The organism is Vibrio sp. 1078-1 (assembly GCF_033340475.1).
Map to the genome: position 1 here is coordinate 19292 of NZ_JAWOWM010000020.1, position 15713 is coordinate 35004.

Annotated in this window: 18 protein-coding genes; 4 read left to right on the plus strand and 14 right to left on the minus strand. The window is 44.3% G+C overall.

Annotated elements, in window-relative coordinates; all coding sequences use genetic code 11:
* Nucleotides 1-19 precede the first annotated feature (19 nt).
* From ftsX to ftsY, 3 genes are read right to left on the minus strand one after another with little or no spacing between them, the layout of a single operon-like run.
* Nucleotides 20-988, minus strand: a complete 969-nt coding sequence (gene ftsX / locus R7190_RS22855) for a permease-like cell division protein FtsX (protein ID WP_005378695.1) — start codon at nt 986-988, stop codon at nt 20-22.
* Nucleotides 978-1652 carry a cell division ATP-binding protein FtsE gene (gene ftsE, locus R7190_RS22860; RefSeq protein ID WP_005378697.1) on the minus strand — a complete coding sequence of 225 codons (675 nt, stop codon included), beginning with the start codon at nt 1650-1652 and terminating at the stop codon, nt 978-980. Before ftsE ends, ftsX begins: the two co-directional genes overlap by 11 nt.
* 22 nt (nt 1653-1674) lie before the next feature.
* Complete coding sequence (ftsY, locus tag R7190_RS22865; RefSeq protein WP_005389672.1) at nt 1675-2901, minus strand: signal recognition particle-docking protein FtsY; 1227 nt, start codon at nt 2899-2901, stop codon at nt 1675-1677.
* Between the two features lie 230 nt (nt 2902-3131).
* On the opposite strand from ftsY, the gene rsmD reads away from it, so the two are divergent.
* Nucleotides 3132-3731 carry a 16S rRNA (guanine(966)-N(2))-methyltransferase RsmD gene (rsmD, locus tag R7190_RS22870; protein WP_005378702.1) on the plus strand — a complete coding sequence of 200 codons (600 nt, stop codon included), beginning with the start codon at nt 3132-3134 and terminating at the stop codon, nt 3729-3731.
* Nucleotides 3732-3756: 25 nt separating this feature from the next.
* Nucleotides 3757-4023, plus strand: a complete 267-nt coding sequence (locus R7190_RS22875; RefSeq protein ID WP_005378704.1) for a DUF1145 domain-containing protein — start codon at nt 3757-3759, stop codon at nt 4021-4023.
* A 57-nt stretch (nt 4024-4080) separates the two neighbouring features.
* Here R7190_RS22875 and R7190_RS22880 read toward each other — a convergent pair whose 3' ends face one another.
* From R7190_RS22880 to R7190_RS22895, 4 genes are all read right to left on the minus strand, one after another.
* Nucleotides 4081-4665 carry a YhgN family NAAT transporter gene (locus R7190_RS22880; protein WP_005389671.1) on the minus strand — a complete coding sequence of 195 codons (585 nt, stop codon included), beginning with the start codon at nt 4663-4665 and terminating at the stop codon, nt 4081-4083.
* 106 nt (nt 4666-4771) lie between these two features.
* Nucleotides 4772-4993, minus strand: coding sequence for a YecH family metal-binding protein (locus tag R7190_RS22885; protein ID WP_005378711.1), 222 nt, complete (start codon nt 4991-4993; stop codon nt 4772-4774).
* Between the two features lie 69 nt (nt 4994-5062).
* A complete protein-coding gene (locus tag R7190_RS22890; RefSeq protein WP_005389670.1) occupies nt 5063-5683 on the minus strand; it encodes a lysoplasmalogenase in 621 nt (206 codons plus the stop codon).
* Between the two features lie 1081 nt (nt 5684-6764).
* Nucleotides 6765-7133: a hypothetical protein gene (locus R7190_RS22895; protein ID WP_005378717.1), complete on the minus strand. Its 369-nt coding sequence runs from the start codon at nt 7131-7133 to the stop codon at nt 6765-6767.
* 328 nt (nt 7134-7461) lie between these two features.
* Here R7190_RS22895 and R7190_RS22900 point away from each other — a divergent pair, with 328 nt between their 5' ends.
* Nucleotides 7462-7791, plus strand: a complete 330-nt coding sequence (locus tag R7190_RS22900) for a DUF2500 domain-containing protein (RefSeq protein WP_005378719.1) — start codon at nt 7462-7464, stop codon at nt 7789-7791.
* Here the strand turns inward: R7190_RS22900 and R7190_RS22905 are convergent.
* From R7190_RS22905 to rhtB, 7 genes are all read right to left on the minus strand, one after another.
* Nucleotides 7788-8801, minus strand: coding sequence for an acyltransferase (locus R7190_RS22905; protein WP_132937315.1), 1014 nt, complete (start codon nt 8799-8801; stop codon nt 7788-7790). The two genes, R7190_RS22900 and R7190_RS22905, sit on opposite strands and share 4 nt — an antisense overlap.
* Nucleotides 8802-9084: 283 nt before the next feature.
* The gene (gene arsJ / locus R7190_RS22910; protein ID WP_054575539.1) at nt 9085-10302 is read right to left on the minus strand and encodes an organoarsenical effux MFS transporter ArsJ; all 1218 of its coding nucleotides are present in this window, start codon (nt 10300-10302) and stop codon (nt 9085-9087) included.
* Between the two features lie 254 nt (nt 10303-10556).
* Complete coding sequence (locus R7190_RS22915) at nt 10557-11051, minus strand: cyclin-dependent kinase inhibitor 3 family protein (RefSeq protein ID WP_186584594.1); 495 nt, start codon at nt 11049-11051, stop codon at nt 10557-10559.
* A gap of 12 nt (nt 11052-11063) precedes the next feature.
* A complete protein-coding gene (locus R7190_RS22920; RefSeq protein ID WP_005383630.1) occupies nt 11064-12065 on the minus strand; it encodes an ArsJ-associated glyceraldehyde-3-phosphate dehydrogenase in 1002 nt (333 codons plus the stop codon).
* A gap of 42 nt (nt 12066-12107) precedes the next feature.
* The gene (locus tag R7190_RS22925) at nt 12108-12443 is read right to left on the minus strand and encodes a metalloregulator ArsR/SmtB family transcription factor (RefSeq protein WP_005378730.1); all 336 of its coding nucleotides are present in this window, start codon (nt 12441-12443) and stop codon (nt 12108-12110) included.
* A 154-nt stretch (nt 12444-12597) separates the two neighbouring features.
* Nucleotides 12598-13821, minus strand: a complete 1224-nt coding sequence (locus R7190_RS22930) for an EAL and HDOD domain-containing protein (RefSeq protein ID WP_017636082.1) — start codon at nt 13819-13821, stop codon at nt 12598-12600.
* 24 nt (nt 13822-13845) lie between these two features.
* Nucleotides 13846-14463, minus strand: coding sequence for a homoserine/homoserine lactone efflux protein (gene rhtB, locus R7190_RS22935; protein WP_005378732.1), 618 nt, complete (start codon nt 14461-14463; stop codon nt 13846-13848).
* A gap of 65 nt (nt 14464-14528) precedes the next feature.
* On the opposite strand from rhtB, the gene R7190_RS22940 reads away from it, so the two are divergent.
* Nucleotides 14529-15539: an alpha/beta fold hydrolase gene (locus R7190_RS22940; protein ID WP_005378733.1), complete on the plus strand. Its 1011-nt coding sequence runs from the start codon at nt 14529-14531 to the stop codon at nt 15537-15539.
* Nucleotides 15540-15713 lie beyond the last annotated feature (174 nt).

The window sequence follows — 15713 nt, forward strand, 5'->3', positions numbered from 1 at the left end:
GTAATAAGACCGCCATCACTTAAACTGGTTCAATTTCTTTTAAATGTCGTTGCGCAGAAAAGCGCGCCGCAATACATCCCAAAAGACTCCCAATGATGATTAGTAACAAAGATTCATCCCAACTTAGACCAATCAGGCGGAACTGGCTATCGTACAACGCAGCAAGGTCTTCCACCGCACTATTCATGACAATGGTCACTAAAGCCGTTACCAACCACGCAATAGTGGCACCTAACACGCCAAACCACATACCTGTGTACAAGTAAGGGCGCAGAATGAAACTGTCCGTCGCACCGATCAGTTTCATGGTTTGAATCTCTTCTTTATTCGCCAGCACATTAAATCGCAATGTATTGCCAACGATTAAAAATACCGCACCGAGCATCAGCACTGTCAGGGTAATGACAATAATACTCGCGAGAGTTTTGATTGCATCAAGACGCGCCAGCCAGTCTTCGTCAAGTCTCACGTCGGTCACATCTTGTTGCTCTCGAACGTCTTTGGCTAATGACTGAATATCACTTTTTAGCTCCGAATCTGGCGTAATCACCAACACACCAGGAAGCGCATAGCCACTTAAAAGACTGATAGCTTGGTCGAACCCTGCATATTGGCTTAAATCAGATAGACCTTGTTGCGGTGAAATATATTCTACCTCTTTTACCAAAGGCCAAGTTTCAATTTGATCTTTGAGAACCATCACTCGCGCATCCGGCATGCCTTCAACTAAGTAAGCACTAACTTGTGAAGGAGAAGCGACATCTTCCGCTGCCCCTGCAACGTTTTTCCCCAATAGATACAAACAAGCTGGCATGGCAAGTGCCATGGAGATGACCGCTAGGGTCAGAATGTTGCCTAGTGGTCGTTGCCATAAGGCGCTAAAAGAGGATTTAGCTTGTTTTGCGTGGACAGAGAAAAAACCATCGGTATTCGCACGCTTGGCACTGCGGCCTTTCCCCTTCTTTTGGGAGTGCTTGTTACCTGCCATAGTCTTCTACCTCACTTAGGAAGCCTTGGTTCAATTCAAAATGACGATACTGTGGGCGAGTGTTTACTAACCCCACATCGTGCGTGGCAAGTAAGATTGTCACGCCCGCACGGTTAAATTCTTCGAATAGACGCAACACACGGTTGGATAATTCTGGGTCAAGGTTACCCGTAGGCTCATCAGCCACCAGCAACGTTGGTCGATTAACCACAGCACGGGCAATACCGACGCGCTGTTGCTCACCACCAGAAAGTTGACTAGGTAGACAACGAGCTTTATCGAGTAAGCCCGTTTTATCTAACGCCGCAGAAACACGGCGTTTGATTTCGTTTTCAGAAATCGATTCGATACGCATTGGCAGAGCGACATTGTCGTACACACTGCGATCCATCAATAGGCGATGATCTTGAAAAACAATCCCAATATTGCGGCGCAAAAAAGGGATGTCTTTGCCTGGAATACGCGTGATGTCGTGGCCATTAAAATGGATTTTGCCATCGGTTGGTCGCTCTATCGCGCAGATCAATTTCAGCAAGGTACTTTTACCAGCCCCGGAATGTCCGCCTAAAAACGCCATTTCACCGCGCCTCAGGTGAAAATCGACTTTTTGCAGTGCTTGTCGACCACCTCGGTAAGCTTTGCTTACTTGCTGAAATTTGATCACCGTTGATTTCCTCTAACTCTTTTTATTCTTCACGACTAAACAGTGCGTCAATAAACTCTTGAGTTTCAAATGGACGCAAGTCTTCGATACCTTCACCCACACCAATGTAACGAATTGGAATACCGAACTGATCAGCGATAGCGAAAATTACGCCGCCCTTGGCTGTACCATCCAGCTTAGTCAAAGTAATCCCGGTTAGAGGGGCAACATCACTGAAAAGTTTCGCTTGGCTAATGGCATTTTGTCCTGTACCTGCGTCAAGCGTTAGCATGATCTCATGTGGTGCAGAGTCATCAATTTTCTTCATCACACGTACAATCTTACGCAGCTCTTCCATTAGGTTCGCTTTGTTCTGTAGACGACCTGCTGTATCAGCAATCACCACATCCACACCACGTGCTTTTGCCGCTTCAATCGCATCATAGATAACAGAGGCACTGTCTGCGCCAGTATGTTGAGCAATCACAGGAACATTATTACGTTCACCCCACACTTGTAGCTGCTCAACCGCTGCGGCACGGAAAGTATCTCCCGCTGCAAGCATCACTTTTTTGCCTTGAGTTTGGAACTGCTTGGCAAGCTTACCGATGGTCGTGGTTTTACCCACGCCATTTACACCCACCATCAAGATGACGTAAGGCGTTTTGTTGCTATCGATTTCTAGTGGCTGTTCGACTTTAGAAAGAATCTCAGCCATTTCTTCTTTCAACAAACCATAAAGGGCTTCGCCGTCTTTCAGATCGCCACGTGTGGCTTTTTCTGTCAGGTTGTTGATAATTTTTGTTGTGGTATTCATGCCCACATCAGCAATAAGCAGTTGCTCTTCTAGCTCTTCAAATAAGTCTTCATCGATTTTCTTACCGCTGAACAGACCGAAGAAGCCAGCACCAATATTTGCTTTTGTTCGGCTTAGGCTGCGTTTAAGACGAGCAAAAAAGCTTTCTGTTGGCTTTTCTTGTTCTTGAACACGAGGCGCGGCCGATACGACTTCTGGCTCCTCTGCTTCTGCTTCTGCTTCTGCTTCTGCTTCTGCTTCTGCTTCTGCTGGGGCAGCCTCTGATTGTTTCTCTTCTTCTTCAAGTTCTGGCGTTGCTTCCGCTTGCTCAGCAACCGCTTCGGTTTGCTGCTCTTCAGAAGGCGCTTCCACTGCTTCTTCTTTTACTGTTTCTTCAGTTTTTGGTTTTGGGCTTTGTTCTTCGTCACCAAAACCTAGCCACGAAAGTAATCCGCGCTTCTTTTTTTCCGTCATCTGGGGCTATCCTAGATTGTTCTTTTATCTATTAATGACTCTTTTTTGACAAGATTATTATCTGTCTAAAAAAGGCTAATGACAAAGTTCTGAAAACTTTCCGATTAGGTAATTCTAATCTTATTAGTGTTACACTCTGTCATCTTGAATATTCTGGGCTGTATCCAAGCTCCAAGCTCATTGCTTGGGCGATTAGATATAGTATCACTTTATTAGCGGTCAAAAAATCTATGGTAAGACGTCGCCAGCAAAACTCATCACAAAAAAAGCCAACAACGGGCTTTGTTCGCATTATTAGTGGCTTATGGAGAGGCAGAAAACTTCCTGTACACGATGCTGAAGGCTTACGCCCCACGACCGATCGCGTCAAAGAAACGCTGTTTAACTGGTTAGCTCAAGATGTACCACAGGCAAAATGTCTCGACTTGTTTGCTGGCTCTGGCGGCTTGGGATTTGAGTCAGCTTCGCGCCAAGCAGAGCAAGTGACCATGGTTGAGCTAAACCCACAAGCTTTCCAACAGTTACAAAAGAATGTTGCCTCTCTTAACGCGAACAACATCCAAGTGGTAAATACCGACGCACTGAGTTTTTTGAAGCAACCGGGTTCTGCTCATCATGTGGTGTTTATTGACCCACCGTTTCGCAAAGGCCTATTGGATGAGACCGTGGCTCTGCTAGAACAAAATGGCTGGCTCGCGGAAGATGCGATGATTTATATTGAAACAGAAAAAGAACTCAATATTGCCGACTTACCAGAAAACTGGCAATTACATCGAGAAAAAACAGCAGGCCAAGTGAGCTATCGTCTGTACGAACGTACCTCCGCATAACGCCTCGATTTAAAAGGATACTTAAATGAAAGCACTAATTATGCTGGCCAAAGCGGCTATCGCCTTTGTTTGGTTAGTATTAATCCTAAATATTTTTATGCCCTTCCCCGGCAATGCCGCGATTGCGCTTTACATCATGACCGCTTTTTTGTTCATCATGCACGGTTTACAAATGGCCATCTTCATTGGTGCATTTGGCGACAAAATAAAAATGAGCAGTTGGGAAAAATATTCAATCCTGATTTTTGGTATTTTTGCCCTACTCGATATTCGTCGTAAACACATGATGTAATCGCTCAGATACGAAAAAGCCGCTCTTGTGAGCGGCTTTTTTTCTGCGTTTCGTTCGTCACCCAATGTAACTTTTTACACCATCCAAGAACATTTGAGTGGAGATCATCACCAGTAACAAGCCCATTAAGCGTTCTACCGCCTTCAAGCCACGTTCACCCAACAAGCGATTAAAGAAGCCATAAAACATCAGTATAAAAAATGTTGCGCCCCACGCAATTACGACTGATGCTGACATTTCCAACATTTTCTCTGGATGTTGCGAAGACAGTAAAAGCAAGGCTGCAATCACTGAAGGGCCCGCGATCATAGGAATGGCCATCGGAACAATAAAGGGCTCCTCGCCTGCTGCCAGTCCAGTGATGCTGCCAGCACTCGGGAAAATCATCTTAATCGCAATAATGAAGAGAATAATGCCACCAGAAATGCTGAGCGTTTCTGGCTGGACATGCAAAAAACTTAAGATGCTTTGTCCTGCAAACAGAAATAGCATCAAGATCAGTAAGGCAAACAATAGTTCACGAATCAATACCTTACGACGACGCTTGGGATCGATATGTTTGAGAATAGACAACACAATCGGCAAGTTACCGAGAGGGTCCATGATTAGAAACAGCATGGTCGCTGCAGAAAGAATGTCCATATTCTGGCCTCACCTAAAAAATGGCGGCCAGTGTATAGCAAACTGACAACATGAGTATATGACTGAGGGCGAAAACACCATAGTCACCCTCGATCTTAGCCGCCGTTTAGTGATTGCAAACTCGCGCCATATTGACCACAAACTTACCTTCAAGCTCACGAATTTTGTCGCGCTTGAGCAAAAATGCTAGTAATGCATCTAAGTCTAGATCATTCAGTTTACAGGTGTGAAAGCGAACGCTAGCACCAAAGTGCTGTGTGAGGGCTTCGCGATCCATTGGTGTTTCTCTAAGTAGGTTTAGCAGCTCGTGAGCATGGATTTCACTCATTATTGACTCCAGTTATTAAGAACAATGCGTTCAGTCTACTGAAATCCTCAAGAGCTGCTTTGACTTAAATTAGTAAATGATTGAGGCAACAATGAGGGCATGAGCAAAAAAGTAACTGCCACTCACCCACAAATAGGCGTGTTTCATCGGTTTTCGATAACCGTGTATCGCGTATGCCAGCGCCGAATAGATCAAAACTAAGGTTCCGCTAAAGCCGATAGCATTGGCGTAACTCGGCACTTGTAACCAAACTTCACCGGCTGCCCAAGCAAGTTGAACCAGCATCATCCCCATGATCACAACAGGGAATACCAGAGAGTCGAGTTGAGGCAGCAACAAAAAGAACGCCACGATACTCGCTGCAAGCAGCAGGGCCAACAGCCACCAGACAATCTCACCATTAAGCTGCACCCAAAATGACTTGCTGTAGCATACCTGGGCAACCAGATAAGCCGTAAAATAGATTAGCTTACGAGTTTTAAACGAGTGCAGCGTATCTGCCACCATAGACACAATCAGCCCACCCGCAATCCAGTAGGTATATGTTGCGGATGCACCTTGAGTTAACACCAACACAAGAAGAAGTAGCAGAGTAAAGATTTTAAACACGAGGGATTGTGTCGGGTTAGCTTGCTTTGCTCCCAACACGGAATACACACCTGATAGCCCTATCGCCAGCCAACTCCACATGCAGTATACACCTTTTACTTAAACTCGCCGCTAGTCTAGGTAGACCAGTTTTGATGTAAAGACACAATCTACGAAAGTTGGATCTCGCTAGCGATTCGAAACATTTTGTAACCCTCAGCCTACGTAATAATAAAGCCGATGAGCCTGAATGATGCCACTAAACATTGGGGCCAAGCTTTGCTCATCAGCCGAACCCATCAAATCACACGACACAATAACCAACGCTTTCTAAAACTATTTAACTGAAAAACAGATAAGTGCTCCAGGTAAGCCGCCATTTCACAAACTGACGATTAAACCACCAGGATGTATGTAATGCAGGCAACAAGAATAAATAACAGACACAAAATAGAAAATAGTCTTAGTAGCGCTCTAAGAGAGGAGAAACCACTGATGACTAGGGGTAAAAACTAAGAAAACCGACCTTAATTCAGTAAAAAAAACATCAGACAAGAAAAGTAAGTCAATGATAAATAAAACCATAATTTCAATAACAGATAAAAGTGCGGACTTCATAAACCATAGAATCACTAAACACTTTTGAAGCCCATATTTTCTCATAAGGTAAGAAAATCTCACTCCATGCTTTCGATTTGACGATGCAACCTCATAGCACATTTTTTAATTTTCTCAATTTTTGAGAAATACAGACAAAATAAACACCCAACATACCACTCGAAACAAAAAACAATTACAAAGCCAACATCACAAACCATTTAACATTATAAAATCATACACTTAAAACAAAAAAGGATAGAAATAAAACAATGTGAACACTTTAAATACAGCACAAAAAACATAGTTTCATTAGTCAGAATCACGTAAAACCAGACAAGTTAAGTGTGGTTTTTGAAAAGATTAACGAGCATATGTTGATCAAACCCCAAAAACAGTGCTATATTAAATTCATCGAGTTCATCAAAGATTAAGGGGTAGTGTTATGATTTCATCTTCTCAAAAACAAGGGCTGGTTATGATTGCAGTGGTTGTGGGTTTAATGACACTGCCAATGATGTACTAACCCAATGATTTAAAATAAAAAAGGACGCAAATGCGTCCTTTTTTATTTATCTGTATAGCTCTACTGAATGTGCTTAGACAAAATATCCCAGTGCATATAGTAGAAACCAAGAGCGGCCAGCGTAATCAACGTCATTAGCAAAATTGCTGTACGCCAAATAAAGCGAGAGCTTCTTGGTGTCAGCTCTTTTTCACAAGCATCACATGCCGCCATAAAGCCTTTACGATCATCCAGCTTGTAATCGTCTTCGTGCACCACTTTGTTACGCACGGTTGCGATGAATCGAAGCTTTGCTATCACGTCATGCGGTAAACGTTCTTCACAACTATTAATAAGTTGGTGCAACCCTTTCCCTTCTGCATGGTACTGAGTACGCAAAAGTTTTTCGATCGTTCGGGTACGCATGACTACTTTTTCAATATCTGACATCGTAACCCTCCTTACCAGACCCTTCCTATGTTCATTATTTTTATTCTTCTATAAATTTAGAGCTTTTTCGAGCCGTTAAGTGCAATTTTACTTTCAATTTGTGCCCTTGAGCTCATATAGCCAGACAAGTGAAAGCTGCTTAGTTCAGCTTTAGTGACGTAGCTTACAGATGAAGCAACAATTTCATCGCGTCCCCATTGAGATAAACCGTGAAGTGCGCCGAATAAAATTCATGTCCCTTTCATTAGATTATGAATAAGTTACCTCAACTCATCGTTTCGTCAGCGAGTTCTGTAGAATGGGACCCGATAAAACATTGGAGGTTAATATGCCAATCTCACTTATTTTCGCCCTATTCGCCCTTATTGCCTTGGGCGCGTGGGTGTTTTTCCGTTTTTATAGTAAGCACTATGTGGGCGAAGACGCTCCAGAGCAAAGCGCGCAGGTAACGGTTTTAGATAAACAAGCGATAGACATACCAAACGCACCACCAGGTCAAGACGATCAAGAGTATTGGATTTACGTTCAACGTGGTTCTATCGGTCCAAAGCGTGAATTCCAAATTGGAGTGCATTACTACCATGCACTCAACCCTGGAGATAAGGGAACACTGACCTATCGCGGCAACAAGTTCCTTCACTTCGCTATCAAACGTTAAGGCAGTAACCAACGAGTCTTGGCAGAACGAGAAAAGAGATAGCTCATCGCCAAGGCTCCAGATCCACTTAGAACGATCCAGACTGGAATCACCCAAGCAGGATGTCCTGTGTACCAACCGAACTCTTTCATCGGCCATAAGAAAATAGGGTGAAGTAAGTAAATCCCCAAGCTGTGCTGACTGATCACACTGACCACTTTTTGTACTTTTGGTGATAAGCCTTCACCAAAGTAACGCCCGATCATAAAAATCATCGAAGCCGCTAGAATCACATTCAGTGTTTTATAAGAGAGCCAGCGCCCAACCGTATACTTCTCCGCCTCTAAGCTATTTGTCACAACCATCGTAAAGGTCACTGCCAACGCCACGAGTCCTAGCCCAACAAATAAGGTCACCATAGAGCGATTCAAAGGTACCTTTTGAAATAAAACATACCCCAGTGGAAGGTAACCCATATAAAGCCACATCTGATTACTCCAAGGGCCATCAATCTTGAACAAGAACAGAGTGCTGGTGAAAAGCCAAAATGCGAGATAGGTATACAAGACGTTGTCATCCACGTTGCGTACCATCCATTGAAACAGCGGAATCACAAAATACAGTGGTATAAAGTAATAGAAAAAGCCGAGATGGTAATACGTTGCTTGGAATGGGCTATTGCTTAATACCTCTTTTACGGTTTCAAAATCAAAGCCTTGAGAAGTCCAGCCTGAAAGGTATGCATAAAACATCGACCAAATAAGAAATGGAACTAAAACTTTGCCCAAACGCCTTTTGATATAATACTTACCGTCAAATGGTCGAGTGTCACTGAGCATTAGCGCTCCGGTGATCAAAATAAAAACTGGCACTGCCCAGCGGGTTACGCTATTCACGCCTACCGCTGTCAGCCATTGGTCAAATGGAATCACTCCTAACTCATTTCGATACGGTGCCAAGACGTGAATGGCGATCACTGCTACCGCTGCGAAGCAGCGCAATAAATCAAAAAACAGAACCCTTTCTCTCATACCTTTCCCTACTTTGAGTCGCTTATCGTTTATAGCATAGGGTAAATCTCAACCAGTGAAATAGTTAACAATCTGTTTTTGCTTATTTTTAACTCAACAATGACCTACAACGGGGATTTCATCACCACTCTAATCACTTAACGAGAACCAAAAACCAAGCATCAGTATTCACTCTCCATGCCAAACCGACACAATCTGATTACACCAAACGGCGCATAAGAAACAAAAATGGCTCCGATTTGGAGCCATTTATACCATCTACAGATAGCGATACTGGGGATAGTTACGCAGTAGCAACATCAGCTTTTGGCAACTTAATTGAAATCAGCGTCGTCAGTGCCAAGAAAGCAAAAGAAACCCATAAGCACGCCGCAAGACCAGCCTCTTGGTAGATCCAACCCGATAATACCGTGCCAATCAAACGTCCCATCGCATTGGCCATGTAATAAAAACCGACATCCAACGAGACGCCATCGCCTTTAGCGTAGCTCACTATCAAGTACGAGTGCAGCGAAGAGTTAATGGCAAACACAGCGCCAAAAATCATCAAACCTACCACAATCACCAATTCAGGCTGCCAACCGATTTGCACACCATAAGCAATACCAGCCGTAATTAACGCTAGGACTCCTGCCCACACCAATGCTGCACTACCATCAGGCACACGACCTTGCGCTTTGCCAGTAATACGCGGCGCAATGCCTTGCACAAACCCATAAGCAATGACCCACGCAGCGAGAAAGCTACCAACCCACAAGTGATCCCAGCCAAACACGCTACCAAGATAAATAGGCAGAGCAACGACAAACCACACATCACGAGCACCGAATAAGAACATGCGAGCTGCGGATAAAATGTTTATCGATTCAGACTTGGAGAATATTTGGCGAAACTTAGGTTTACTCTTTGCTTTACCCATGTCCGCTTCTAGCCAGATCATGCTGCAAACAAACACTAATGTAAGTACACCCGCCATAATAAACATCGAGTTTTGAAAACCCACCCAAGACAGCAGCAAGCCGCCAACAAAAAAGCCCGCTCCTTTGAGTGCATTCTTCGAGCCAGTTAAAATCGCTACCCATTTGTAGAGCGCACCTTGCTGCTCGTCTGGTACTAGCGTTTTAATCGCGCTCTTAGCACTCATTTTGTTCAGATCTTTGGCAATCCCCGACAGAGCTTGCGCTGCCATCACCCAAGGAATGGTCAGCCATGCATTTGGTACTGCGAGCATCAGCAACGCAAACACTTGCATCGCTAAACCAATGTTCATGGTTTTATTTAGGCCTAACCTTGCGCCCAACCAACCACCAACCAGGTTTGTCACCACACCAAAAAATTCATAGAAAAGAAACAGTGAGGCAATAGCTAACGTGGAATAACCTAAGTCATGAAAATAGAGCACCACCAGCATACGCAGTGCGCCATCGGTCACCGTAAAGTTCCAATAGTTAAACGTCACTAACATGTACTGACGAATACTTTTGCTTAATTGAGAAATCATATTGACCTCATATGTACAGCGATAGAAGCATTTAGATCATCATGTTCTAAATACTTTCTAACCTGTACAGCAACATTGACCAATATAATGTTGCTGTGATTTTTAAAAAATGCCCCAACATCAATAAAAAGCAAAATACACCTTAAAAACAATGCATTAGTTAATATTAATGGCTTTTTTTGTAAACAGTCGTATCCTGAAGAAGCTCGAATTTAGCTTTTGGATCATAATGAACCAAAAGCTATTTAAGCTGATCAAGCGTCTTGAGCCACGCGTTCGATGTACTCAACTTGCACAGGTTTTGTAAATGCACCAGGGCGCAATGCCTGCACTTCTCGCACGATATCTTCTAACTGCCATTCCTTTTCTAGGAGTAGGTGAGCAGCGAACAAACCTGTGCGCCCCGAACCACCCATACAATGCATCGCAATTTTGCCACCTTGAGCAAGAATCTCGTGCAGTTCCGGACTGGCTTGTTGCCACTTCGTCGCAAATTCTTCATTTGGTGCGCAGTCGTCTTCAATCTCGATCTGGAACCATTTCATACCCAGTTGCTGAGTGGCTTCACCCAATGCAGAGACATTCTCCGCAGCTAATTCACTATCATCTAATGCAGTAACGACCGCTTGAACACCCTGCTCTTTCAACTGTTCTAACGACGCATGCAAATCGACACCTTTCGTTCCTGGGCACGGTGTTAAGATTAAAGCACCGGAGTCCAAATCTAATTGCCATGTAGGATGAGACATTGTGACCCCCTTTTAAGCCAAACCAACGTTACGAACCAGCTCTGCTGTGCGCGTTGCATAACCCATTTCGTTATCGTACCAAGCATAAATCTTAACCATACGAGAACCCACAACCATGGTTGATTGCGCATCAACGATGGTTGAACGTTGGTCGCCTTTATAATCGATAGAAACTAAAGGACGCTCTTCGAAGCCAAGGATGCCTTTCAAATCACCTTCAGATGCTTCTTTTAACAGTGCATTCACTTCTTCTGCTGTGGTATCACGCTTCACATCAAAAATGATGTCTGTTAACGATGCGTTTGCTAGAGGTACGCGAACCGCATGACCATTAATTTTGTCTTTTAATTCTGGGAAAATTTCGACAATCGCCTTCGCGCTACCCGTCGTAGTCGGGATAAGGCTCATGCCGCATGCTCTTGCACGGCGTAGATCTTTGTGTGGCGCATCCAAAATAGTTTGCGTATTCGTCAGGTCGTGAATGGTCGTAAAAGAAGATTGTTCGATACCCAATTTCTCATGAATGACTTTAACCACAGGTGCGATACAGTTAGTCGTACACGAAGCTGCTGTCACGATACGATGTTTTTCAGGGTCGAAAATATGGTCGTTCACGCCCACCACAATGTTCGCGATACCTTCTTCTTTCACAGGTGCGCTTACCACGACACGTTTCACGCCTTGCTCTAGGTATTTGTTTAGGAATGATGTTTTGCGATGTACGCCTGTCGCTTCAATCACAACATCACAATCAGACCAGTTCACCGCATCGATATCGCGTTGTTGAGTCGTGGCGACACGCTTGCCGTTGATGACGAGCTCACTGCCTTCGACCTGAACTCCATGATGCCAACGACCTTGCACTGAATCGAATTCTAATAAGTGACCAAGCGTAGCGGCGTCACCTGCGACATCGTTGATTAACACAAACTCCAATTCTGGCCAATCAAATGCCGCTCGCAGCGCTAAGCGACCAATTCGGCCAAAGCCATTAATTCCTACTTTAATTGTCATAGTTTTACCCTCTAATCTTCTACCTTGAATCTCTATTCGCTGTTAACAGCAAGCCTCACGACTTTTATCGTGTAAGCGTGTGATGTCGTCTTGGTATTCCTGCTTCAAACAGTTTGATGCCACTAAGTCTTCAATTAACTTTCGCATCCAACCTGGCAATTGCTGTGATAACTCGTAATACACCCATTGCCCTTGGCGTTTATCCACCAAGATGCCACTGGACCGTAACTGAGCAAGATGACGAGAAACTTTCGGCTGGCTCTCTTGCAGAGCAAACGCCAAATCACCAACGCAAGTTTCACCTTCACGGGCCACGAGCATTAAACAACGTACGCGTGTTTCATCGGATAACAGCTTAAAAAACTGATGTGGAAGCATAATGAACATACCTATATATGGATATGCGTATATGTTTATTTAATTAAGATATATCGTCAAGAGGAAACCGTCCATCGTCATAAAAGTTTCACATCTAACGAACAGCTTGATTGTAAAGAGAGAGATTCAAAGAGATAAAAGATAAGACACGAAATTATGCAGTCGCGATGCTTTGACTCCAGCGAACCGCTTCACCTAAGGAGAGCTTCACTTCCTCTAAAGGCAACCCCAATTGCATCGTGATTTTTTCAACCCCTGACCAATCGGCACGCTCGTAGCACTCTTCGAGGGAAATAAGTGCACCATAAACCCCTTTGCGATGTAATAGCGCTTGTTGTACTGAATGACTAAGCGGTAACTGCCTAACTAAAGATTCCACCGAAAGATCCAACAGCGCATCTAGAATCGACAGCAAACCAACCATAAAACCTTGTTCGTTGAGGTGAGAGAAGGGCTGATAGCGCGACATCAATTGGCAAAATTGAGCTCGTTGCAATGAAAGGTGATACAGCTCTCGAGGCTTGTTACTGGAGATATACGATGCCACAACCAAAGAGACAAACTGCTTAAGGTTATCCTGGCCAAGATAAATCAATGCCTGACGAAAAGAGCTGATTTCGACAGCCAAATTCGGCGCTTGCGTATTTACAAAACGCAATAATTTATATGACAACGCGACATCTTGCGTAATGATGGACTCGATACGAGTAAAGTCAGGCTCAGGAGCACAAACTTCACGAAACAGTTGCAATGCCAACACTTGCTCAGGACTGACGTATTTAGTCTGCGAGACGAGTGGCTTGCTAAAAAAATAACCTTGGAAAAATTTAAAGCCAGCCGCTTTCGCTTGCTCAAACTCTTCTGCGGTTTCAACACGTTCTGCTAAAAAGTGGTATTTGACGCGTTTGGCAAGGTGTGTTGTGACAAGTTCACAGGCCTTTTCGAGCCCCATCGCCATAATGTCGAGCTTCACAATATGCACATATGGCAAAAAACGGCGCCATTCTGGTGTTAGGGTGAAGTCATCCAAAGCGATCAAGTAACCTTCTCGATAAAACTCACGAATCGCATCAAGAAGCTCATCCGTAGGTTGGCACGTTTCCAACACTTCGATGACAATTTTGTTTTTCGGCAAACTGCGCGGCAAACGTCGCACCAAACTTTGATGAGGAAAGTTAATAAAGCATCTTGAAGAGGCAATCACTGGGTTAGTACCCAGTGATAGGAAGTTTTCGACGATCAGTCGGTATGTCGCTCGATTTGAATCAATATGTGAAGGGTATGCGTTACTCTCCCCGTCTCGAAACAACAATTCATAACCCAGCGTCTGTCTTTTTCGGTTAAAGATCGGCTGGCGAGCGACATACGTTGTATTCATGCTAAAGAAGGACCTATAAATGGCTTATGACTTTGCAGCTGCTAATAATGCACCACAACCCATGAACATTGAACCGAATACTTTGTTTATTTTTCCCATGATTTTATCGGAGCGAATAAAGCGTCCCATTTGTGCTGCCAAGCTCGTGTAACCCAACATTACACACGCATCAATCACGACCGTAGTGACGCCAAGCACCAACAGTTGCGTGATTTGGTCTTTTGCCGGGTCAATAAACTGCGGGAACAACGCCACCAGAAAAACAATCGATTTAGGGTTGGTGAGGTTAATTAACACAGCCTTGTACAACAGCGCCGTGCCTGACATCTCGTTGTGGTTTTCAGCTGCGACTAAGCTTGATGTATCGCGCCATTTCTGAATCCCCAACCAAACCAGATAAGCGGCACCAACCCATTTAATGACAGAAAATGCGGTTGCTGACTGCGCGACAAGCGCACCAATACCCGCCCCCACCAGCGCGATGTGGATAACTAAACCAATTTGTAAGCCAATAATGGCACCCAGTGATTTACGGGTACCGTAACTCAAACCATTACTGATTGAGTTCACCGTGCCAGAGCCCGGAGCCAAACTAAAAACGATTGCTGTTACTACATAAGCTAACCAGACATGGGTATCCATTGCATTTCCTCACTAATTCTTCGATGATACATCGCGTAAACAACGTATCTTCAGGTAATCAACTAATGGCGACTAACCATTCACCTTTGACTTATACTCAAGAGACATTATTTGAGCAAGCAATTGGTGGTCCGATCGCAGCACTTTGGCAAACTCGCCAAGAGGGCTTTGTTAAAGGGACTGAGAAAAAGAACATTTACTGGTGCAAGCTAACCAACCCAGAGCATAAAAAAGCCGTGCTCATCGTAAATGGACGCATTGAGTCTTCCTGGAAATACCAAGAGCTGTTTTACGATCTCTACCGCCAAGGTTTCGATGTCTATTCCTTTGACCACCGCGGACAAGGTTTATCAGATCGTTTATTATCTGACTCAGATATGGGTCACGTCTATGACTTTACTGATTATATTGATGATATGGACATCGTCGTAAAAAAACACGACCTTAGCGAATATCAACAATGCTTCATCATCGCGCACTCTATGGGCGGCGCGATCGCCACACGTTACCTGCAAACTCACCCAGAACACCCTTTTACTGGTTTGATTCTAAGTGCGCCCATGTTTGGCATTAACCTGCCATGGTACCTATCACCAATAGCGATTCCGGTCACACAAATTATGTCAGCGGTATCGACTTTGCCACGCTATGCACCAGGACATCAGGCCTACTTCCCTAAGCCCTTTGAAGATAACCCACTTAGCCAAAGTTACGGCCGCTACCAATGGTTCCGAAACCTATATACGGAAAAACCGGAACTGCAAGTCGGTGGGCCAAGCACTCGCTGGGTTTGGCAAGGGCTCATGGCCGCTAAGCAGTGCTTTTTATTAACTCGCCAAGTCAAAATACCAGTAATCCTAATCCAAGCCGGAAACGATCGGATTGTTAGCAACCTCGCGCAAAAGCGTTTTATTGATAAATTGCGGAAAACCAACCCGCACGCGGAGCTGCTTTCTATCGAAGGCGCACAGCATGAAATCTTGTTCGAAACCGACAAGTATCGTAATCAAGCGCTCGATGCGATTTTCCGCTTTATGAATGACCCTAAATCGCCATCAAACGAACAAGCACAATAAGAACTCTAGGCGACCATTTCACGACTAAGATTAAAGAGGAAATGTCTACACATCGATTTACCCTCTTTTTCATCCTCATTTTGGCGTACACTGCTTGAACTTGGCTACTTTGACACTGTGTTTAACCGCATAGTGCTATGAGCCCAAGTTCCCCCGCATTCGGAGCAGTACGAT